Origin of the sequence: Leptospira andrefontaineae, assembly GCF_004770105.1 — a bacterium.
GTDB classification, from domain to species: domain Bacteria; phylum Spirochaetota; class Leptospiria; order Leptospirales; family Leptospiraceae; genus Leptospira_B; species Leptospira_B andrefontaineae.
In genome coordinates, this window is record NZ_RQEY01000012.1 from 355,444 (window position 1) to 376,049 (window position 20,606).

At 40.0% G+C, this 20,606-nt stretch carries 20 protein-coding genes; 10 read left to right on the forward strand and 10 right to left on the reverse strand.

The window, feature by feature from the left end; translation table 11 throughout:
* Nucleotides 1-127: 127 nt before the first annotated feature.
* A complete protein-coding gene (locus tag EHO65_RS08615; RefSeq protein ID WP_135773703.1) occupies nucleotides 128-2,389 on the forward strand; it encodes an aconitate hydratase in 2,262 nt (753 codons plus the stop codon).
* A 46-nt stretch (nucleotides 2,390-2,435) separates the two neighbouring features.
* On the opposite strand, the gene EHO65_RS08620 is transcribed toward EHO65_RS08615, so the two are convergent.
* Nucleotides 2,436-3,119, reverse strand: a complete 684-nt coding sequence (locus tag EHO65_RS08620) for a TetR/AcrR family transcriptional regulator (protein WP_135773704.1) — start codon at nucleotides 3,117-3,119, stop codon at nucleotides 2,436-2,438.
* Nucleotides 3,120-3,312: 193 nt separating this feature from the next.
* Here EHO65_RS08620 and EHO65_RS08625 point away from each other — a divergent pair, with 193 nt between their 5' ends.
* Nucleotides 3,313-5,010 carry an ArnT family glycosyltransferase gene (locus EHO65_RS08625; RefSeq protein ID WP_135773705.1) on the forward strand — a complete coding sequence of 566 codons (1,698 nt, stop codon included), beginning with the start codon at nucleotides 3,313-3,315 and terminating at the stop codon, nucleotides 5,008-5,010.
* Nucleotides 5,007-5,357, forward strand: a complete 351-nt coding sequence (locus EHO65_RS08630; RefSeq protein WP_135773706.1) for a Cys-rich protein — start codon at nucleotides 5,007-5,009, stop codon at nucleotides 5,355-5,357. Before EHO65_RS08625 ends, EHO65_RS08630 begins: the two co-directional genes overlap by 4 nt.
* A gap of 7 nt (nucleotides 5,358-5,364) precedes the next feature.
* Here the strand turns inward: EHO65_RS08630 and EHO65_RS08635 are convergent, their stop codons facing one another.
* Entirely contained in the window at nucleotides 5,365-5,940 is a 576-nt protein-coding gene (locus tag EHO65_RS08635) for a lytic transglycosylase domain-containing protein (RefSeq protein ID WP_135773707.1), read from the reverse strand.
* Nucleotides 5,941-6,103: 163 nt separating this feature from the next.
* On the opposite strand from EHO65_RS08635, the gene EHO65_RS08640 reads away from it, so the two are divergent.
* Entirely contained in the window at nucleotides 6,104-8,404 is a 2,301-nt protein-coding gene (locus tag EHO65_RS08640) for a sensor histidine kinase (RefSeq protein WP_135773708.1), read from the forward strand.
* Entirely contained in the window at nucleotides 8,401-9,075 is a 675-nt protein-coding gene (locus EHO65_RS08645; protein WP_135773709.1) for an LIC_20245 family lipoprotein, read from the forward strand. The genes EHO65_RS08640 and EHO65_RS08645 overlap by 4 nt, the downstream gene beginning before the upstream one ends.
* 2 nt (nucleotides 9,076-9,077) lie before the next feature.
* Here EHO65_RS08645 and EHO65_RS08650 read toward each other — a convergent pair whose 3' ends face one another.
* From EHO65_RS08650 to alr, 4 genes are read right to left on the reverse strand one after another with little or no spacing between them, the layout of a single operon-like run.
* Nucleotides 9,078-9,842, reverse strand: a complete 765-nt coding sequence (locus EHO65_RS08650; protein WP_135773710.1) for a hypothetical protein — start codon at nucleotides 9,840-9,842, stop codon at nucleotides 9,078-9,080.
* Nucleotides 9,839-10,738 (reverse strand): hypothetical protein, encoded by a 900-nt coding sequence (locus EHO65_RS08655; RefSeq protein WP_135773711.1) that lies wholly within the window; start codon nucleotides 10,736-10,738, stop codon nucleotides 9,839-9,841. Before EHO65_RS08655 ends, EHO65_RS08650 begins: the two co-directional genes overlap by 4 nt.
* Nucleotides 10,739-10,748: 10 nt before the next feature.
* Complete coding sequence (locus EHO65_RS08660) at nucleotides 10,749-11,888, reverse strand: 1-acyl-sn-glycerol-3-phosphate acyltransferase (protein ID WP_135773712.1); 1,140 nt, start codon at nucleotides 11,886-11,888, stop codon at nucleotides 10,749-10,751.
* A gap of 18 nt (nucleotides 11,889-11,906) precedes the next feature.
* On the reverse strand, nucleotides 11,907-13,040 hold the full coding sequence (alr, locus tag EHO65_RS08665) for an alanine racemase (RefSeq protein WP_135773713.1): 1,134 nt from the start codon (nucleotides 13,038-13,040) through the stop codon (nucleotides 11,907-11,909).
* Nucleotides 13,041-13,200: 160 nt separating this feature from the next.
* On the opposite strand from alr, the gene EHO65_RS08670 reads away from it, so the two are divergent.
* The gene (locus EHO65_RS08670) at nucleotides 13,201-13,689 is read left to right on the forward strand and encodes a DUF2505 family protein (RefSeq protein ID WP_100710655.1); all 489 of its coding nucleotides are present in this window, start codon (nucleotides 13,201-13,203) and stop codon (nucleotides 13,687-13,689) included.
* A gap of 134 nt (nucleotides 13,690-13,823) precedes the next feature.
* Here the strand turns inward: EHO65_RS08670 and EHO65_RS08675 are convergent, their stop codons facing one another.
* The gene (locus EHO65_RS08675; RefSeq protein ID WP_244243482.1) at nucleotides 13,824-14,273 is read right to left on the reverse strand and encodes a hypothetical protein; all 450 of its coding nucleotides are present in this window, start codon (nucleotides 14,271-14,273) and stop codon (nucleotides 13,824-13,826) included.
* A gap of 190 nt (nucleotides 14,274-14,463) precedes the next feature.
* Between EHO65_RS08675 and speD the strand changes: the two genes are divergently transcribed.
* The 4 genes from speD to pyrF all read left to right on the forward strand — a co-directional run bounded on the left by speD (nucleotide 14,464) and on the right by pyrF (nucleotide 17,492).
* Entirely contained in the window at nucleotides 14,464-14,850 is a 387-nt protein-coding gene (speD, locus tag EHO65_RS08680; protein ID WP_008596834.1) for an adenosylmethionine decarboxylase, read from the forward strand.
* A 114-nt stretch (nucleotides 14,851-14,964) separates the two neighbouring features.
* Nucleotides 14,965-15,831: an S-adenosylmethionine decarboxylase gene (locus EHO65_RS08685; RefSeq protein ID WP_008588737.1), complete on the forward strand. Its 867-nt coding sequence runs from the start codon at nucleotides 14,965-14,967 to the stop codon at nucleotides 15,829-15,831.
* Between the two features lie 9 nt (nucleotides 15,832-15,840).
* Nucleotides 15,841-16,683 carry a polyamine aminopropyltransferase gene (gene speE / locus EHO65_RS08690; protein WP_100725017.1) on the forward strand — a complete coding sequence of 281 codons (843 nt, stop codon included), beginning with the start codon at nucleotides 15,841-15,843 and terminating at the stop codon, nucleotides 16,681-16,683.
* Nucleotides 16,683-17,492, forward strand: coding sequence for an orotidine-5'-phosphate decarboxylase (gene pyrF / locus EHO65_RS08695; RefSeq protein ID WP_135773714.1), 810 nt, complete (start codon nucleotides 16,683-16,685; stop codon nucleotides 17,490-17,492). Before speE ends, pyrF begins: the two co-directional genes overlap by 1 nt.
* A gap of 5 nt (nucleotides 17,493-17,497) precedes the next feature.
* Here the strand turns inward: pyrF and EHO65_RS08700 are convergent, their stop codons facing one another.
* The 3 genes from EHO65_RS08700 to EHO65_RS08710 form a co-directional block, all read right to left on the reverse strand.
* Nucleotides 17,498-18,190 carry a hypothetical protein gene (locus tag EHO65_RS08700; protein ID WP_135773715.1) on the reverse strand — a complete coding sequence of 231 codons (693 nt, stop codon included), beginning with the start codon at nucleotides 18,188-18,190 and terminating at the stop codon, nucleotides 17,498-17,500.
* Nucleotides 18,191-18,394: 204 nt separating this feature from the next.
* Nucleotides 18,395-19,651, reverse strand: coding sequence for a HAMP domain-containing protein (locus tag EHO65_RS08705; protein WP_135773716.1), 1,257 nt, complete (start codon nucleotides 19,649-19,651; stop codon nucleotides 18,395-18,397).
* Between the two features lie 108 nt (nucleotides 19,652-19,759).
* The gene (locus EHO65_RS08710) at nucleotides 19,760-20,539 is read right to left on the reverse strand and encodes a hypothetical protein (RefSeq protein WP_135773717.1); all 780 of its coding nucleotides are present in this window, start codon (nucleotides 20,537-20,539) and stop codon (nucleotides 19,760-19,762) included.
* Nucleotides 20,540-20,606 lie beyond the last annotated feature (67 nt).

Sequence of the window (20,606 nt, forward strand, 5' to 3'; positions counted from 1 at the left end):
TCACCATTCTCCGTCTAATCTAATAGTAAACGGATATTCCGTATTCTTAAAATTGTCCTTTTGGCGGAAAAATCCTATACAAGCACCCCGACCCTAAGAGACGATGAAACCATCATCGGAGATGACAATGGCATTTGATATAGATATGATTCGTGCCCGGTATGAAAAACTCGGGAACCTGGTTAAAAAAGCTAGAGAAGTAGTCGGTAGACCTCTCACTCTGACCGAAAAAATTCTTTATTCTCACCTTTGGGAAGGAACTCCTTCCTCCAATTTTGAAAGAGGAAAATCTTACGTTGATTTTGCCCCGGACCGCGTTGCAATGCAAGACGCAACTGCACAGATGGCCTTATTACAATTCATGTCCGCAGGTAGAAGTAAGGTAGCAGTTCCTTCCACAGTACATTGTGACCACTTGATCACTGCAAAAACTGGTTCCTCTACAGACTTAGCAGCTGCCTCTACCGAGAACAAAGAGGTATATGACTTTCTTTCTTCTGTTTCTAACAAGTACGGGATCGGGTTCTGGAAACCCGGAGCTGGAATTATCCACCAAGTAGTATTAGAAAATTATGCATTCCCTGGTGGAATGATGATCGGGACTGACTCTCACACTGTGAACGCAGGTGGCTTGGGAATGGTTGCGATCGGGGTCGGTGGAGCAGATGCTTGCGACGTGATGGCAGGTCTTCCTTGGGAACTCAAATGGCCTAAGCTGATCGGAGTGAAACTAACCGGAAAACTAAACGGTTGGACTTCTGCAAAAGACGTTATCTTGAAAGTTGCGGGAATTCTGACCGTTAAAGGTGGAACAGGTGCAATCGTAGAATACTTCGGTGAAGGATCTACTTCTCTTTCCTGTACTGGAAAAGGAACGATAGCCAATATGGGTGCTGAAATCGGAGCAACTACTTCCACATTCGCTTATGATGAGTCTATGGAAAGATACCTTCGCTCCACAAATAGAGCGGAGATCGCTGATTTAGCCAACGGGGTGAAGGAACACCTTACCGCTGACCCAGAAGTATATGCAAACCCTGATAAATTTTTCGACCAAGTGATCGAGATCAATCTTTCTGAGTTGGAACCTCATTTGAATGGACCTTTCACTCCTGACTTAGCTACTCCTATTTCTAAAATGAAAGAAGAGGCTAAGAAGAATGGATGGCCTACAAAAGTAGAAGTAGGTCTGATCGGTTCTTGCACGAACTCTTCTTATGAGGATATTGCTCGCGCAGCTTCTCTTGCAAATCAGGCTGCTGAAAAATCTTTAAAGCCTAAGGCCGAGTTTACGATAACTCCTGGTTCAGAGCTAGTTCGTTTTACGATAGAGAGAGACGGATTCATTAAAGTTTTCGAAAAGATAGGAGCAAAAGTTTTTGCGAATGCTTGCGGTCCTTGTATCGGAATGTGGTCCAGGGTAGGCGCGGATAAGAAGGAGAAGAACACTATCGTTCACTCTTTCAACCGTAACTTCCAATCTAGGAACGATGGAAACCCGAACACTTTTGCGTTTGTAGGTTCTCCTGAGCTTGTAACTGCGTTAGCGATTGCGGGAGATCTGACTTTTGATCCGAATAATGATACTCTTACCAATGAAAAAGGGGAGAAGGTAAAATTAGATCCTCCAAATGGTGACGAACTTCCTAAAAAAGGATTCGATGTAGAAGATGCCGGTTACCAAGCTCCAGCTGCTGATGGTTCTGGTGTGCAAGTGGTTGTGGATCCTAAATCTAATCGCCTTCAATTATTAGCTCCTTTCATAAAATGGGAAGGAACAGATCTAAAAGGATTGAACCTTCTAATCAAAGTGAAAGGAAAATGTACAACTGACCATATCTCTATGGCGGGTCCTTGGTTGAAATTCAGAGGACATTTGGACAATATTTCTAATAACCTTTTGATCGGAGCTACAAACATCTTCAACGAGAAGATCAATAGTGTGAAGAACCAATTAGATGGATCTTACGACGAGGTCCCTAAAGTTCAACGTCAGTACAAAGCGCAAGGGATCGGTTCCATAGTAATCGGAGACGAAAACTACGGAGAAGGTTCTTCCAGAGAACATGCTGCTATGGAGCCACGGTTCTTAGGAGTGAGAGCGGTTCTTGTAAAATCATTTGCTCGTATCCATGAAACAAACTTGAAAAAGCAAGGTATGCTTGCTTTAACATTTGCGGATAAAGCTGATTACGATAAAATCAAAGAAGACGATAAGATCGATATTATCGGACTTACTGGTTTTAAAGAAGGAACTCCTCTTACTTTAGCTTTACATCATAAAGATGGAAGTACGGACGAATTTAAAGTAAATCACACTTACAATGCTCAGCAGATTGAATGGTTTAAGGCGGGAAGCGCTTTGAATTTGATCGGTGGCAAAAAGTAAAACTTTGCTGAAAAAAGCCGAGGCCTAAATACCGGTCTCGGCTTTTTTATTTGGAGTCCGGTTTTAGACCCTTCTGTAAAATTCTCACCATTTCTTTGATAGTAGCTTTGATTTCCGATTCTGGAATCTTATAAACTACTTGAGCCATAAATCCTAACGCGAAAGTTAAAGAAGAAATTCCGAATGCAACCGACTTTAGATCTGCCTTAGGGTCGATCTCTCCTCCTTTCTTAAATTTCTCCAACTCATGGATCATTTCAGGAAGAGCTTTTGTGTAAATTTTGGTTTGGATAATTCTACTAACGTCCGGATCTAAGATGATCCTACTGACTGCAACTTTCATGAAGTCTGAATAATGTTTGAAATCGGAACATCTTTCCGTTATGGACTCGACCAATGCCTCATCCAAATGAAGTTGTTTGGTCTCTTCTTCTTTTTTTCCTGTATCAGAATCGCCGAGGTCATCTGTTCGAGTTAGGATCGCTTCTAAGAGTCCCTTCTTCCCACCGAAGTAACGCATAATGAGAGCCTCGTTGGCACCAGCAGTTTTGGCGATATCCTTAGTGGTCGCCGCGTCATATCCTTTTTTGGCAAAAACTTGTATCCCTGCCTTCATTAAGGCGGTCTCGGTTGCCTTTCGGTCTCTTTTTTTAGGGCCTTTATTAGAACCGTGAGCACCTGCTTTGGATGCCTTAGTTTTTTTGACCTTCTTTTTAGGGGTTCGAACCATCTAACTGCCTATATGGGATGTATCCCGACCTTCGACTAATCAGCCAAGCGCATTTTTACTTTTTAGATCCACTTTACTCTTGCTTGTTCCGTTTATTTTTACAATATGGTGATAAGTAAGTGAATGATTACATGCAAGGTTTTTGATCTTTTCGGATCGAGATCTCGCAAAAAAGGGAACCTTCTTCAAATATATGGTTTGGAATTCGTTTTTAAAAAAAAACTTAAATGGAGATAGAATATTCGTTTCTCTGCTCATTTTGTTAAACGTATTCCTTCTTCTTCCCGGATCAGGAGGAAATGCTATCTTAACCCAAGGGGACGAAGCGATGCATATCGCGACGATCCGAGAAAGTTTAGCTTCTTCTTCCTATCTTTTCCCTAAATTCGAAGGCGTTTTAAATCTCTACAAGCCGCCCGCGCTATTTTGGCTTGGAATTTTTTCGGACAACCTTTTTGGTGTCAGCTTTTTTGCGGAAAGATTTCCTTCTTTTCTACTTTTTTTCGGATCCTCTGTTCTAATTTACTTAGGGATTCGAAGGGCAGCTGGGAGTTCTAAGCTAGCGTTCACAATTTCGATAGCTTATACTCTGACCTTGGGAGTTTTCAAATTTTCTCGTTTGGTGATGATGGAGTCTTTATTGACCTTTTTCATTATCTTAGTCTCTGTCACGATCTTAGAATTCAGGCTTTCTAAAAATCGGATCTGGCTATTTGTCGGTGGCTTCTTTTCTGGAATTGCTATTCTAATCAAAGGTCCTGTTTTCCAAGTATATAGCGGGATTATATTAGGATCTTATTCTGTAATCGGAATTTTCCTTCTTCACTCAAATGGGGGATGGGCAGGCAAAAAAAGAATAGGGAAGGAACTCCTCTCTCATCTCATCTTCCATTCTTCTTCATTGATTGTTCCAATAATTTGGATATTGATCCTTCTATCTTATTCAGAACTAGGAAAAGAATTCCTAACGATCTTTCTATTCACAGAAAATCTTGGAAAATTCTCGGCGGCCACTGCCAACCAATCTGAGTGGATCATACCGATTGGATTCTTACTATATAGTTTCCCTTTTAGTTTGGCGGTTTTTTCCGGATTCTATTCTAAATTATTTCAAAAACCAAAATCGCTAAGAGAAATAGTCGGGAGTTCCTACCTTTGGGCAATCATTGCGATCTGTTTAGTCCATTTGGCACCGAACCGTAAGGATTTTTACTACCTTCTTCCCTTAACCCCATTGGCTTTTTTGGGAATCGGATTATTCTTCATTCGAAAAAAGGAAGTTCAATCCGCAAAACTTCTATCTTTGAACTATTTCTTCTGCTTCGGAATCAGCGCGTTAATCCTGGCTGCAATGTGGGGTTTCGAAATTCTTCTGGGCCAAAATATTTGGGCGGAATTGATATTCAGTGCATTCTTACTTTTAATTTTTATATGGGGAAGAAAGATCCGAGTCCAAGGGGCAGGAGTTCCTTCCACCACCGCATTGAACCTTGTACTTGCAGCTGGTTTACTCTCTTATATCCAATTTTCCATTCTTCCCAGAGTGAACCTAAGCGAGGTTCCGGAGAACGGACCATTCATTCATGCAAAACAGATCTGTATAGTTTCTGAAAATCCTTGGACTGCTCTTACTTTTAGGAATGCACTTCCTGGCGCGGAGATCATACACTCCGTTCCGGGTGCAGATCGAAATTGTGTAGATGGAACTAGATATCTGGTATTTTTCCAGGAGCTGATCCCGATTCCAGCAGGATATCAACTTCTTCAGACGCAAACCGTTTGGAAAAGAGATGTTACCCTGAAGGAACTCCTGAGCCCAACTCAGGGAAAAGAATACGTATATTTTTATGAGCCTTCTCGGAATAAGAATTCCGAATTGGAGAGTCAATGAGCCGAATCCTTTTTAGAAAAATTTTTCCTTATCTTCCCATTTTCGTTTTGGGTTTGGCCGTGGGCACGTTTATCGCCTTCAAATATTCCAGAGGAACTGTAGTCCAGTCCGGAATGGAGTGGGAAGGGAAAGAGATTTGCCTGGATTATTGTGATAATCTTGCGAAATGTACTAAGAAAGAATATCCCCAAACTTCTGAGGACCAATTGTATAAGGTGGAAAATTCCTGCCTAAGAGGTTGCAGGAAACATTTCGACAAGATGCAGGTATGTCTCCAACCGGAAAAGATGGCAAGCTGTTCTGAATTAACTTCTTGTTTGTTCGGAGAATTAAAAAAGTATTATTAAAATTTTCTTAATACTCTCCCTTCCAGAAACGATTTACTTTTTTTACATAATCTTTCGTTTCCTTGTAAGGAGGAATTCCGTCGTACTTTTGAACGGCACCCGGCCCTGCATTATAAGCTGCGATTGCCATATCCGGATTTCCGAACTTCTTCATCATATCCGCAAGAAATTTGGTCCCACCTGCGATATTTTCTTCCGGATCAAAGGGATTCTCCACGCCTAAAATATCCGCAGTACCAGGCATAAGCTGCATTAAACCGATCGCTCCTTTAGAAGAAACTGCATTCGGTTTAAAATTTGACTCCGCCTTGATCACCGATTTGACCAGATTCGGATCTAAATGATTTTTGTAAGATTCCCTTTCTATAATACTGCTTAGATCTTTAGGAGTTGGGTCGTTCTCCTGGGAGAAGATTCCCTTCATTTTGGAGTCCAACTCTTGGGAGAATTCTGACTCTATCTTTTTAGGTGTAGGATCTCCTTCCTGGGCTGGAGACTTCGGCTGAAATCTCTCTGTAATTCCCTGGATTTCCTCCATTCTGGAAACAATTCTGCGATACGATTCTAGATCATCTAACTTCATACAGACCTGCTGGAGTTCCTACCTAAGCCGAAATGGCTAATCTTCACTCCCTTATTATGTCTCTCGGCCGAAATCATTTGCACGTTTAGTCTTTTTTGCAGGTTTTAGAAAGGAAATCCAAGGGTTTCTTGAAAAAACCCGGCGCCTAAGAACGATAGACCGCGTGATAGAAATAGAGATAGTCACAACTCCGAGGCTCACAGCCTTTCCTATATTTCTCGCCTTTAGCCGAGGATACTTTGAAGAAGAAGACGTACTTGTTAGAGTACGTGCTCTCAAAAGTTACGAGGCAGTTCTTGCTCATTTGAGAGAAGGTAGGGCAGAAGCAGGAGAAATTCCTTTCACCGCATGGGCTCACCAGCAACTCAAAAAAACTTCCCCTCATTGGACTTTTTATAGAGGGATCATTTTATCTTGTTTGGTGCATGGATTTTATTCCGCATCTTATATGGAAGCGGAGTCCATTAGAGATTCTTATCATAGTTTTTTACCGATCTTACATCCTTATTCCTTGGACAGATTCGTCGCAGAAGAATTTTTTCGTTCAGAAAACTATCATCGTAGAAAGCCGGTACCTTATCTTACTACAAGGCCTACATTACTTGCTCATGAATTCATTCGTGCGGAGTGTTTGGGGGCTGCTGCCTCACTCCAAGAGTATCCATTTTTTGGGGAGAAGGGTTACTGCCTCACTGTAGAAAACGAAATCCCACCTTATTATTTACCTACGAATATGCTCGTATTCACGGGAAGGTTCGCTTCTAAATTTCCGGAAGAGGCAAATAGAGTTTCCAGAGCGATCAAAAAGGCGATGGAAGATCTGGCAAACAATGTGGCATACGAAGGAGATTCTTTTGTGGCCGATTGGGTTGGTCCTTGTCCTTGGAAACCAGGAGAACTAGACGGATTTTATAGAAGACCCGTCCCTGAACTTGGAAAAATTTTATCCGGAATGCCTTCCTTGGAAGATGTACGTTTTGTGATGGAAATGTACGGAAAAACTTTCCCAGGTTTGGATGGGGGGAAAAAGATTTTAGAAAATCTAGCTCATTCGGTAGCAGATAATCCCTTTCCTAAATTTCCTTCTTCGATTAAACAAACTAATTCCAAACTTTATAATGGATATTATTCCAACGGAAAATCCAAGTTTGGGAATATAGTAAAGGATATCTCCCCGCTCAGAAGTTTAGTTTCTGAGATGAAAGAATTGGCCCTTTCTCTCTTTTTAGGAAGAAGAGAAGTTTCCCTGGATACACAACTTCCTAAAAGCCCTTACCTTTTTATACGTTCCACTGTGAATGCAATATTAGATTATTTGAATCAAGAGATCCGGGATATCGAGGAGAAGAATAAAAGGCTTTCCGAGGACAATTACCTCTTGGAAACCAGATTGGATATAAGTGATCTAAAACGACAAACTACAGAAGAAAGATATCGGTATATGTTCGAGTTTGCAACGGATGCAATGATCATTGTAAACGCAGATACGAGAATGATCGTAGATGCAAACAGAAGATTCAGAGAAGTTTCAGGATACCAAACTTCAGAGATCAAAAATATCCGCCTTGCAAGGGTACTTCCCGATATTCTGGAACAAACAGAATTAAAATCTCCCGGAGGAAAGGACCAAAACATGACTTTCATTCCGGAAGCGGGCTTGATCCTAAAAGACGGTACTAAATTTTCGGTGGGCCTGAGTGTTACCGGTTTCAGCGCGGAGACAAAAAGATTCTATCAGATCCAAGTAAATGATAACGCATTAATTTTAGAGTCAGAGAAGATCAAACATGAGTTCATATCCAATATATCTCATGAACTTAGATCTCCAATGACGAATATCCAAGGATATTTCGATCTTCTATTCACAAATGATCAACTTTCTTTGGACAAAGACCAAAAGGAAATGACAGATGTGATCCGCAAAAATGTTAGAAGGTTGAATTTCCTAATCGATAACCTTCTACAATTGGAAAAGAAAGATTCGCAAACTTCAGAGGAGATGTATGAGGTCTTTGATCCGCTAACCGTGATTGAAGAAGTCCTTTATATCAATTCTCCTTCTGCATCTGAAAGCGGGCTGACAGTGACTACGAATCTTTCTGAAAATCTAAAACTAAAAGGAGTGAGATTCGAGTTCTCTCAGATCATTACGAATTTTTTCGTGAACGCGATAAAATATACTGAGAAAGGTGGGATCGACGTCTCTCTTAAAAAAATCGCGGATAAAAAAGTAGAGGTCCGATTTACGGACACTGGGATCGGCATAGATCCTAAATATAAAGAACTGATCTTCGAAAGATTTTTTAGAATACCGGATCAAAGGAACAGAACTGTGGGCGGTACTGGACTCGGACTTTCTATCAGTCGAACTTTAATCAATAAAATGGGAGGAGAAGTCATCGTAGAGCCGAACCAAAAGGGTGGCAGCATTTTTAAGGTGATTTTACCTTTGTATTCTGAATGAATCAAAAAAGAACGTATCTAATTTTATCTATACTCATCATTTCCTTGATTGGAATTTTTTATCTTCTATTTCCGGGAACTCCTACACCGGAAAACACAAGTTACCAAGGTGGGCTTTCCGAAGAGACTTTAACTAGACAAGAAAGCTCTTTATTCGAAGGAGGATCCTTCTTAGATTTTTCAGGACATGTAGAAGAGACAGCCCCTGGACCGGTTGCAGTTAGTGCAGAACCTGGTTCTAAACCTAGTAGAACAAAATCTTACCTAGAAAGTTTAAGTCCGGAAGAAAGAGCTAAATTATATGAACAAATGTATGAAAAGTTCAAACCTCTTACCGAAAAATTCCCGAATAATTCTCTTATTCCTAGAAAACTTTCGGAAGAAGAAATAGCTAAGAAAAAAGAGAATGAAGATCATTATTATAGAGTACAAAGAGAAATATTAGAAAGAAAGGATGTGCCTAAAGAAGAAATGTCATTCTATCTAAATACAAAACTCAAAAGATCCGACGATATGTTAGAGATCCTGAAATATGGAATGGAGAATTATCAAAAATTAGTGGGAGAAAATCCTAAATCTGCCAATCTAGAATATGAGAAACTTCTAAAGGAAAGATTGGATGGGATTTCTAAGAGTAGGGAAGAAGTGATCTCTGCCCAAAAGGGAAATTGATCTTAAGGACTTTTACGTTTTCTTTTAGTACTTCTTTTGTTCTGAGGAACTTTTGTCTTCTTGGCAGCAGGTTTTTTGGCCGAAGGCAATTTCATTTTGTTTAGGGTATGAATTAGATTTACAAGCTCATCCGGATTCAAAACGGAAAGAATAGAAATTACCTTTTGAAAGCCTACCTGCTGTAAAAGATTTACAGCATTTTTAGTTCCTAAACCTTTTAATAAAGCTGGAATTTCCGAGATAGATCTTTTACGGATCCATTCGGCACATTCTTCTGGAGTTAAGGCTTTGGTTAAAGGAACAAAATCTTTTACCGGCAATGCTTTTGTCAGTTCTAGAAAAGAATCTATACCTATTGCATTCAAATAAGAGATAGAAGAATCAGGTCCGATATTCGTTAAAATTTCTACGATTGTTTTAGAACCTATCGTATGATTGATCTTAGAAACATCTAAAGGAGAAATGGACTCGGCTAAAAATTTAAGATCTTTTAGGCCTAGATGTTTTACATAATATACCAGATCGGACGGAACTGTGTTCTGGATCAAGTCCACAAGAGTTGTTTCTTGGATGGATTGTAAAAGAGTTACAATTTCCTGTTCACTCAGATTTTGGCTTAAGAATAAAAGTTTTTTATGATCCACCTTTTCCGAAATGGAAAACAACGCCTCATAACCTAGGTTACGGAATAACTGAAAGGATTTTTGAGGTCCTAGTTTATCCAGGTATTCTAATGCGTTTTGGATGGTGGAAATTACCTTCTTCATCCCAAAATATCCGAGAGTAGATCCAGAACCAAAGGAGAAAGTGATCTTTTAGAGTGGACCTTTCTAATATTAGACGCTGCATCTTCTGAAATTTTGCCGATCCAAAGATCCAATTCAGGTTCGGAAAGCCCGATAAACTCTTTCAAAGTTTCTTTTCTATAATGATTGAGTAATGTGTCTCTGCTTACGGAGTATAAATTCTCCATGGCTCCACGGACTTTTTCATCGCTCGCGATCGCTCTTCTGATCCTATCCGTTCCCGCGCCGAATCTGGAAGTTTCTAATCTTCCCAGATCATTAAAACCTGTTTGAAAAAGAATTTTCAAAGTGTTCCGGATTACAGCTTGGATCTCTTGAGTTCCGGAACCTATGGAAACAAAGTCAGCGATCCTTTCAGTAAAAGTAGGTAATAAAGAAGATAAGAATTGAGATATCTGTTTTTCTAAACCTGCTGCTTGGAAAACTCCATGCAATGGATTTATTTTTTTATGAAATTCATTTAGCACCTTCTCCAAACCTTGGGAGAAGATTGCCTGAACTTCAGGCTGATTTAAAATCCCTAGGATCAGATTTTTAGAAGGAGCAGCTTGGGTTCCCGCAATAAATTCCACAATAGAATCCATAGACTCTTCCGAAAGAAATTCATCTGCAGAAGTGTAGGGGAACGCTTTCTCGATCGGAAATTCTTCGGCTAAAACTTTTAGTTTTTCTTCTGGAAGACGGATGAGTCCCAACACAGAAGGAGATATGGAAAGATCTTCGGGAAAGATTTCCTCTAAGCTGGATCCAAACAAAAAATGTAAACTTTTACGTATGCTGTTTTCTAAAACTCCGGGTTTGGTGATCCAGTTCTCAACCCTAGTTTTACGGGAAACAAATCTTTTCCAAAATGACAAATATTACTCCTCAGGCGCCCATCGTCGACCAAACCGTATCCAATTTAGGAAGATGGTACGTGAGTTGGTTTTTGTGATATAAGACCAGATTTTTCTTCTTTAAATTATGAAGATCTTTCGGGATCTGAAACAATTTTTCCAAGAAAACTATATCGTTTCCTTCTAATTTTAGGAACCCGCCTTTTTTGGCTTTCTCTAAAAAAGAATCGAATGCATGTTTTAGTGCATCCGTTTTGAATTTTTCAGAAATATAAATTTCAGGATGAGAATTTGTAATCTTCTCCGCTAACGATGTGAGAAGTGAGAATAATTTTTCCTTACTTTCTTTCGCTTTCCCTTCGAATTTTAAAATCATATAAGAAGCTAAATTCCCTGCGGTGATCGTATATCCGCTTCCTAATTTTTCTTTAACGATTCCGGTAACTTGGTCGGCGTCTGCATTTTCCGGAATGGGGAATTGTTCTCCATAACCTATATGAAGTTCTGACTTTTTAGAAGAGAAATAATCATAAGTCAAAGTGAAGGATGTAAAATTCAAATTTTTGAATTTAGTTCTGAGAAAATAGACTCCTTTTTTGACCTGAGCCATATATCCGTCTTGGTTAAAAACCCCTTCCGGAAATAAGAAAAGATTTCTTCCCTCTGAGATCCTGTCGGAAAGATAACCCCATTCTTGGTCTACCATATCTCTCAAAAGACCTTTTTTCAGAAGTTCCCTTGCATTATCCCTGAACGGTCTTTTGATAGGAACACAGCCGATATAATCTAAATATTTAGGGATCATTCCTGATTTATCTATGAGTAAGAAAAAAAGTTTGAGAAGTCCTTTCGGTTTGAATTCCTTCACTAAAAAATCTTTTCCTAATATATCTTCTCTAGCAGGGATCGCGAATTTAATAGATGGATGAATATGAGGGTAAACTGCTGCAAGAGCCGGAACATCCCCTTCCCAAACATGGTTTGCCATTAGAATGGAAGGATAGGGGGCTTCTAAAATTCTATTAGGATTACTTGCTGGAAAATGTTCTTCGAATCCATCGAATAGTATTCTTCTTGCTTTGAATACTATCCTGATCAAAAAACTATAAGTTTTGGTAGTGTATACAGGCTGAACTTGTTTTGGAGTTTCTTTTTCTGTAATCGGATCCATCCAGTTCCTCTTCTCTTTTTATTCCGCTATTTTTTTAGGGACCGACTCGCTGATCCGAGTGGTGACTTCGTAATTAATCGTATAAGTCCAGTTTGCATGATCATCTGCGGAGATTTCTTCTTCTCTATCTTTACCTAAGATAGTGACCACGTCTCCGATCTCCGCATCATGGATATGTGTGATATCCAACATTGTCATATTCATGCAGATCCGTCCTAGGATCTTTGCTCTTTTTCCTTTTACGAGCATGACTCCATTATTGGAAAGTTTACGGTCTAATCCTTCGTAATAGCCGACTGGTACGACTGCAATCCTTGTAGGAGCACTTGTTTGGTAGGTAGAGCCATAACCTACAAAACTATCTTCCGGAACAGTTTTGATATGAACAATTCTTGTTTTCCAAGAAAGAACCGGAGAAAGATTAAAATCTTTTTTACCGCTTAGGTGCAAAGAAAGTCTAGTCTGCAAACTCGGCCAAAGACCGTAAAGAGAGATCCCAACACGAACTAGATCATAATGCGCTTCCGGAAATAACATAGTAGACGCAGAAGCACATGCATGTTTCACTAAATTTTTGAATCCGAATTTTTCTGCGAGAAGGATAGCTTCCGAAAACGACTTCATTTGTTCTTTGGAATACTTTTGCTCTAATACATCTTCTGTACTTGCGAAATGAGTAGCGATCCCATCTAATCTCAAACCTTCTGATTTTATTTCGGAAAATGTTCTTTCTAGATCCGCACCGAAAAAACCCAAGCGAGCCATTCCAGTATCCACCTTCAAATGGATCTGAGGAGAAGGTTTACAATTTGTTAAAATTCTTACTTCTTCCGTGCGAGAAACTATGATCCAAAAATTCGGATCTGAAACTTCCGAGGTCCTTTCTGCAAGCCCCGGAACTTCTCCCATGATCAAGATCTTAAACTCAGGATATTTTGCGCGGAGAAGTTTTGCTTCTTCCAAGGAATTGACCCCGAAAAGATCTGCTCCTGCCTTGTGAGCAAGTTCGGCAGTTTCTAAAAGTCCATGACCATATGCGTTTGATTTGATGACTGCAGTGAGTAAGGTCTTAGGGGAAAGAAGAGCGCGAAAATTTTTCAGGTTCGCTGAGATCGCTGCTCTGGAAAGTTCTATCCAAGTTCTGTCTTTCATTCTTTGAAATTAGCGTAGGAACTCTAGTCATGAGCCCCTTTTACGGCCAGCCTGTCATTCGGATTTTTCCTTTCGACCGGAAGGAAAAAAGGGTTTCCCGAGTGGGGAAATACAAACAGACTGCCCGGGAAACGGCTAAACAAATCCTCAGGATCCCCGGATGAAACAATATAAAGTAGTACAAACTTTCCCAGTTCCCCTCCAAGATCTACTCAGAGCGAGAGAAGATAGATACAAATATTTAGATAGATTCCCGGAATTGAAAAACGTGGAATTATTGGAGGAAAGAAAAGAGGGAAACAAAGTTTACCAAAAAAGAAAGGTAAAGTTAGCCGAATCCCTGCCAAAGGTGCTTGCTACACTTCTTTCAGATCCTTCTCTTCTGGAAGATTCCGTATTTGATATCTCTACAAACACCCACGAGTTTACGATCGCTCCTCCAGGAAACGATTCAATCGTCACCATCAAAGGATTCTCCGTATACAAGGAGATCAGCCCTCTTGAATCGGAGAGAAGTTACGAAGTAAAAGTAAGCTCCGGAGTCTTCTTAATGGGTTCTGTGATCGAAACTGTGATCGAAGAGATCCACAGACATTCTTTAGAGAAGGACAAGAACTCCATCTCCGAATTCCTGAAAAAGGGAGATTGAATTAATTTCTTGGTTCACGCAAAGCCGCAAAGGTTAAAAGAGCTTTTTTGTTAACTTCTGCAAGGATCTTCTATTCTTAGCGCCTTTGCGTGCGCAACTTACCTAAGCTTCTTAAATCAATTTTGTCAAAGTTATTACAAATCTAAATCCGATTCGTTCGGTAATCCAGGTTTGAGCAGAAGAAGTTCTTCTCCTAAATTAAAAATCCCCCAAGCGGTCCCCGATGCCTCCAAGTTTGGCAATATCTCCGAGAATCTGTCATCAGAGAGGATGGTTTCGTAATCAGGATCTTCTTCTTCCAATCGCAAGATACTCCATCCTAAAGAATTTAATTCCTCTAGGAGTGTGGTAGTTACGCCACAGTCTCCGCAAGATTTAGGAGTTAAGATAAGTATGATCCCTTTTTTTTCATTCTTCTCTGCGCTCGCGATCGCTTCCTGTTTGGAATGAAAAACAAAAGAAGAAGTTTTTAAGAAGTCAAACTTCTCTCTGTTAATGTAAATCAGCGTACTTAAAATAACCCAAAAAACCCCGAAAAAGCTCAAAAGGACCCATTTTTGAATTCGTATATTTTTGATGTTCATACTCCTCGTGTGATTTATTCACGCTAGTCGTCAGAAAATTCTGATCTTATATCTTTGTAGGATCTTCCGATCTTAGAAAAAGCTGCACAGAAAAAATAAATATAAATTTACGTAGAGAGTTGACAAAAAAACATAGTCATACGCATGCTCGGTTACTAACCAGAATCGGTTCGGAGGTGTCAGGCAGTAGATGAACGCATTGGGAAAGCACGTAATTGCAGAGTTTTATGAGTGTGATTACGAGACCATCAACAATCACGAATTGGTAGAAGATATCATGTTGAAGGCAGTCGACCTCTCCGGTGCCACCACAGTTAAATCTGTTTTTCATAGATTTAGCCCGTTTGGTGTGAGCGGTGTGGTTGTCGTGAGCGAATCCCATTTCGCCATACATACCTGGCCCGAATACGGTTATTGTGCGATCGACGTCTTCACTTGCGGAGACCTAATCGACAATCAGGCAGCTTTGGAATATCTCAAGGAACGCTTCGGCTCAAAGAGCATCTCCGTAGTGGAAATGAAGCGCGGTTTGTTGAAACTTGGCGTAGACCTACCTCACAAACCAGTTGGGAAATAAGTATCTTCTCTCCGGCAGAGCCGGAAACACCCTAATTGATAAAGACGAGTTCCCCTCTCCGGGAGGAAAGGGCGGCTACACTTATTTTCAAACTTTAAGGAGAGGTATCAGAGTATGAGCCTAAAGATCCAAGACCAACTTAAAATAGTTAATCGTTTTTCTTATCTAAGAAACAGTATCGAAATCGCTACTACCGACAAAGGCGAAGCTTTCCTTTTCACTAAGGAAACTATCTCTGCGGGAGAGGTTGTAGCAGTTTGGGGAGGAAAAGCAGTTCATAAGAATGAACTCGCAGGACTTTCCGGACTTTCTTCTCCTCATAGAGTGCATAAGGACTTCTACTTAGTTTCTCCTTTGCATGATGATGGAATTGATTCTGTTCATTATATCCGCCAATCTGCGGATGCAAACTGCGGTTTCCAAGGTGATATTACTTTGGTTGCACTTCGTGATATCGAAGCTGGCCAAGAGATTACTTATCATCCTGCGATGAAAAACCCGGAACTTGCATGGGCTCGCAATGAAGAGGCCGAGATCGTTCGCAAACGTTTCAACGGAAGTTTCCCTACTTATATCCAATCCAAGATCGAATCTGATCCTGAATTGAAAGTATACGAACCTTTCAAAGACGGAGCTTGGGGACTTCTAACCTCCATCGATCTAGAAAACTGTGATGCAGCTCTTATCCGTGATGCAGATGCAATTAAACAATACGTTGTGGAACTATGTGATTTGATCGAAATGAAACGTTTCGGTGAGACCCAAGTAGTTTACTTCGGAGAAGACGATCGTGTGGCTGGGTATTCCATGGTGCAGTTGATCGAGACTTCTTGTATCTCCGCTCACTTCGCAAACGATACCAATACTTCTTATATCGATATCTTCTCTTGTAAAGGATACGATCCTAAAGTTGCGGCTGAGTTTACTCGCAAATTTTTCAAAGGCGCTGCAATGCGTCTTACAGTAACAAACCGCTTCTAAGAGGTCATATTGGAACTTTGGCTGGACGAGACCCTCGAGTTACCTAACGGAAGGGCTCTCAAGATTAGAGTGAAGGAGTTCTTACATTCTCGTAAGACTCCTTTCCAAAAAATAGACGTATTCGAATCTCAAAGTTTCGGCAGAATGTTCACTCTGGACGGAGTGGTCATGATGACCGAGGCGGACGAGTTCGCGTATCATGAAATGATCGCTCACGTTCCTATGATGAGCCATCCGAATCCTGAAAAGGTTTTAGTGATTGGTGGTGGGGACGGAGGAACCGTTCGTGAGATCCTAAAACACCCTTCCGTAAAAGAAGTACATCTTTGCGAGATAGACAAGGGAGTTGTAGACGTTTGTTACGAGTATTTCCCTGAGATCGCAAATGCGATGAAAGACCCAAGAGTGGTTCACGCATACGAAGACGGCGCAAAATACGTTCAGGATTATAAAGAATATTTCGACGTGATCTGCGTGGACTCTTCTGATCCTGTAGGCCCTGCAGAAGTTTTATTCAAAAGACCTTTCTATGAGACAATGGCTGCTTCCTTGAAACAAGGCGGTATCTGTACAAGTCAGGCGGAAAGTTTTTACTATCACGGAAAGATAATTAAGGAATTATTCCAATTCATTCCTCAGGTGTTCGATCATTGCGGGTATTACTTCACAGTGGTTCCAACTTATCCTTCTGGAATTATAGGATTCACTTACTGCTCTAAAGGACCAGATCCTTATAAGGTTCAACCGGATCCGAACCGTGTTCCTAAAGGATTAAAATATTACTCTGCCGAGATCCATAAGGCTGCGTTTACTCTTCCTCCTTTTGCGCAAGAGTACATCGTAAGAAAATAATGGATTTTTATTCCAAATTCGTAAAAAGAAGGGAGAACTTAAACTCCCTTCTTTGCGTTGGAATCGATCCTGATGTTTCTAAACTTCCTCCTTCCTTAGAAAAATTCCCAGACAAACTATACGTATTCTCCAAAGAGATCGTGGATGCTACTGCGGAATATGCAGTAGCGTACAAACCGAATATCGCATTCTTCGAGGCATTCGGTTCCAAAGGGATTGAACAGTTCGAAAAACTGATCTCTCATATCAAAACAAATCATCCTGAGATCCCAATCGTTGCTGATGCAAAAAGGGGAGACTTAGATAATACTGCAAGACAGTACGCTAAATTTTTCTTTAAGGAACTCGGTGTAGATTCTCTCACTCTTTCCCCATACATGGGATCGGATACGATCAAACCGTTTATAGAAGACGACTCTAAGATGGTGTTTTTACTCTGTTTGACTTCCAACCCGGATTCTGCCGAACTCCAACAAAAAACATTCTCCGAAACTGGTAGGACGCTTTACAGAGAAGTTGCAGCTTTGAGCGAAAAATTCCCAGCTAAGAATGTGGGTCTTGTTGTAGGAGCCACTCATCCAAAAGAATTATTAGAAATTCGTAAAGCTCATCCGGATCGTATCTTTTTGATCCCAGGTTATGGGGCTCAAGGTGCTTCTCTAGAAGAAGTGATCTCTGTCTGCGGAAAAAATTCCCTGATCAATTCTTCTAGAAGTATCATTTTCTCTTCTTCCAGGGCTGATTTTGCGGAAGCAGCGGGAAAAGCAGCAGCTTCTATCTCTGAACAGATGAGAAAGCTGCTAGCTTAAATTCCCTATCGGAAAGCGAAAGCCTCTAATTTGTCAGCTCTTGCACTTTCTGTCGGAGATCCATCTTTAGATTCGATTGTTCCTAAATAAGAACCTATCCCAAACCAAGCACTATAATCTTGGTAAGCCAGATCTGTTCCGGAAATATATCTATGAATATTAGAAACTTCCGCTTCTAAAAATACGAAGGCTCTTTCAAAATTTGTCCTTAGGCCTAATCTTCCAAAACTGCGATAAGATTTAGCATCTGAACTTCCTATTCCAACTCCTACCGAAACATAAGGATCTAAGGTTTTACCCGGACGTAAATGTAATGTGGGTCCTATGTCCAAGAAGTTCATCTTCACAAACTCACCTTTGTCTGTTGCTTTGCCAAAGTTCAGATATTGGAAATAAGAGATGGGTTGTCCCTCCGAAAAGATCAGAGCGATATTCTTATCCAACTCTTCCATTTTTTTAATGGAGTAATTTGCATTTGTAGCTCCCAATTCAAAACCAAAATAACGTGGATTATACTCCGCAGAGATACGATATGCAGAACTGGTTCCGTAATCGTAATTTTCGTTTCGGACTTCTCCTCTTCCTGCCCCCAATTTTAATGTCCAGGATGTATTTTGACTTACATCTGTCGAAGTATCCTTTGCCATGATCTGTATTGCTGGAATACAGATAGCAATCCCTAAAAGTAAATTTTTCATTTGATCGTCGCCGCCTAATATTTGTTAAACGATTTTGATCCTTTTGGGGTATAAATAGGTTCCCTGCAAAATTTTTTTTGCTAGTATGGAATAATCTTATTGCGAATTTATATTATACGAGAGGTAGACCAATCGGATAAGGATAACGGTTCCTTCTCATGTGGAAAATATTAGGGAATTTTTTTAAACAAAGAACTTTTAGAATTATAAAATACTTCGATATGTTTGCAAATCTCTTAATCCTTTATGGATCAAATAGGGAAGTGCAAGAATCAAAAAGATAGAAGAAGATAGTAAGATCAAAGCAATCACGGAAACAATCGAATGGATCATCTTGCTGTAGGATTCGTAAGGATAACCTATTTCGTAGATCCTTCCTTCCGAATTGAAAGTGTACCAGATAATATATACCGGTTTATTCTCAGGAAGAGAAAGTGTTCTATACATTCTTTTTGAGATCGATCCTATATCGTTTCCATCCGAAGAATCGGAACGAGAAGTATTGCTTTGATCCGAACTGGAGATCAAATACAATACGTCTTTCGGAAGAATATGGCCTCTGCCCAATTTTAGATTTTCCCTTAGATTCTCTATTTCTTTCTTTCTTGCCTCGTCATAATGCCTTTCGATCAGTACAAAACTGATCCTTGCTACCACACATAATAAGATCAGGACTGTCGCTAAAGAAGCACCGACAATTTTGATCATAAAAGAAGAAGGTTCCGGAAAATAATTCAAATACAGAACTGTATATAAAAAAAGTTGTAAGCTTGTGACGGAAGTTAGTATGAGCTGAAAATTAGAAAAAGAAAGATAACCCCATCCATAAAAAGTATAAGTAAGGGAAAATAAAGCATGAAGTAAGATTGCTAACCCGAAATTTCGAGACATCCTTACGGTTCTTCCCTTCTCAAGTCTTAAGCCCGCATCGGACTCGTGTTTAAGTTCCTTTCTGATTTTAATATACTGTCTTAGGATCACGATCAAGACCCAAATAAAAGTCAAAAAATGGATGGAACCCATAGGTGCCGTGGATTCCGGTTCCTGAAATTCGAACATCTGTATACTGAAATTATAAGAAACCTCAGAGTTGATATTCTTCAATACGTAGAATAAAAACCCGAACATTCCCGCGGAGAATATGATAAATAAGGAGATCTTAGATTCTTTTTTGCTCTCTATTCCAAAAAATGAATATATAAAATACAAAAGTACTAGGTTGGAAAAGGAAGTATATAACGCGATCAGGAAGCAAGCTGGTTTAGATAGAGAAGGTAGAAATAGCGAAGTCCTGATCAAAAACCCGAAATTCAAAAATAAGACAAACAGCAAATAAGATATTAGGATCCAAGCATGTTTCGTTTTGCTTTTTAATTTGAGCAAAGAAGCAATTAAGAAGACTGTGAAAATAGTCCCTGAAATATAACCGATGGAATGGTAAGAGAACTGGAAGATGTCCATACGAAGCAAGCAGTGACGCTTGCTTCGATTGTTTTTAGGACTTTGCCGAGGTAAAACGAAAAATTACGTTATTTCCTCATAAAAGATAAGAAGGATTCTAAATCGATCTTAACGATTCTCTTCCACAGATTTGTCATCTTCTACTTTAGAAGGAGTAGGTTCTTCTTTTTTAACCTCTTCCTGTTTAGGTGCAGGTTCTTCTTCTTTCTGTTTTATGGGAGAAGTCTCCTTGTTGTCGGACGTAGAACTCGACCCGAAATAATAACCGAATCCGAAAATTCCGGAGCCTTCTCCGTAGATATACTTTTCACCTTGGAAATGTCGGTTGATAGAAGCTCCTTCCAATTCCAAAAACAAAAAGCTGCGCTCGAAATTCATCCGGATACCAAGTTTACCGTAGGCTCTTAATGTAGATTGTTTTGCACCAATGTCCGCAATCCCAAGTCCCGCTCCGATATACGGATCGAATTTAGATCCAGGACGGAAATGTAATGTGGGTCCTAAATCTAAAAATGTTTTGGAGAATGTAATCTTATCGATCATTGCGGCTGCTGCAAAATAATAACCGAAGTTATCGAAAGATGGAGCTGAGAGTATCATTGCGGAGGACATTTCGGTAGAGCGGTCCGGAGGGATGAAATAGCCGCTTCGATTTACACCAACTTCGAAACCAAAGTTCCTTGGGTTGTATTCGAATCCTGCTCTATAAGTTTCGGATCTACCGGTAAGACCGTACTGGTATTCTGCCTGTCCCGCTCCGACTCCTATTTTTGCCGTGAAAGGGGAAATTTGTGTACCTTCTCCTAGTAGGGTAAAGGGCTCTGCAAATAATGAAAAAGGAAAAATAGAGAAAATACAAACTACAAATATAGATATTAATTTTTTCAAGGTTACGCGCTCTTGTATCAAAATTGTGTTACTTTACATATCCGATGCAAGGCCTAAAGGGGTCATT

What these genes read in the sequence shown, in the direction of transcription:
- EHO65_RS08645 (WP_135773709.1), top strand. Translation starts at nt 8,401, where the DNA reads ATGAATCAAAAAAGAACGTATCTAATTTTATCTATACTCATCATTTCC.
- EHO65_RS08615 (WP_135773703.1), top strand. Translation starts at nt 128, where the DNA reads ATGGCATTTGATATAGATATGATTCGTGCCCGGTATGAAAAACTCGGG.
- speD (WP_008596834.1), top strand. Translation starts at nt 14,464, where the DNA reads ATGAACGCATTGGGAAAGCACGTAATTGCAGAGTTTTATGAGTGTGAT.
- EHO65_RS08670 (WP_100710655.1), top strand. Translation starts at nt 13,201, where the DNA reads ATGAAACAATATAAAGTAGTACAAACTTTCCCAGTTCCCCTCCAAGAT.
- pyrF (WP_135773714.1), top strand. Translation starts at nt 16,683, where the DNA reads ATGGATTTTTATTCCAAATTCGTAAAAAGAAGGGAGAACTTAAACTCC.
- EHO65_RS08660 (WP_135773712.1), bottom strand. Translation starts at nt 11,888, where the DNA reads ATGGATCCGATTACAGAAAAAGAAACTCCAAAACAAGTTCAGCCTGTA.
- alr (WP_135773713.1), bottom strand. Translation starts at nt 13,040, where the DNA reads ATGAAAGACAGAACTTGGATAGAACTTTCCAGAGCAGCGATCTCAGCG.
- EHO65_RS08620 (WP_135773704.1), bottom strand. Translation starts at nt 3,119, where the DNA reads ATGGTTCGAACCCCTAAAAAGAAGGTCAAAAAAACTAAGGCATCCAAA.
- EHO65_RS08650 (WP_135773710.1), bottom strand. Translation starts at nt 9,842, where the DNA reads ATGAAGAAGGTAATTTCCACCATCCAAAACGCATTAGAATACCTGGAT.
- EHO65_RS08705 (WP_135773716.1), bottom strand. Translation starts at nt 19,651, where the DNA reads ATGGACATCTTCCAGTTCTCTTACCATTCCATCGGTTATATTTCAGGG.
- EHO65_RS08700 (WP_135773715.1), bottom strand. Translation starts at nt 18,190, where the DNA reads ATGAAAAATTTACTTTTAGGGATTGCTATCTGTATTCCAGCAATACAG.
- EHO65_RS08625 (WP_135773705.1), top strand. Translation starts at nt 3,313, where the DNA reads ATGGTTTGGAATTCGTTTTTAAAAAAAAACTTAAATGGAGATAGAATA.
- EHO65_RS08635 (WP_135773707.1), bottom strand. Translation starts at nt 5,940, where the DNA reads ATGAAGTTAGATGATCTAGAATCGTATCGCAGAATTGTTTCCAGAATG.
- EHO65_RS08630 (WP_135773706.1), top strand. Translation starts at nt 5,007, where the DNA reads ATGAGCCGAATCCTTTTTAGAAAAATTTTTCCTTATCTTCCCATTTTC.
- EHO65_RS08675 (WP_244243482.1), bottom strand. Translation starts at nt 14,273, where the DNA reads ATGAACATCAAAAATATACGAATTCAAAAATGGGTCCTTTTGAGCTTT.
- EHO65_RS08685 (WP_008588737.1), top strand. Translation starts at nt 14,965, where the DNA reads ATGAGCCTAAAGATCCAAGACCAACTTAAAATAGTTAATCGTTTTTCT.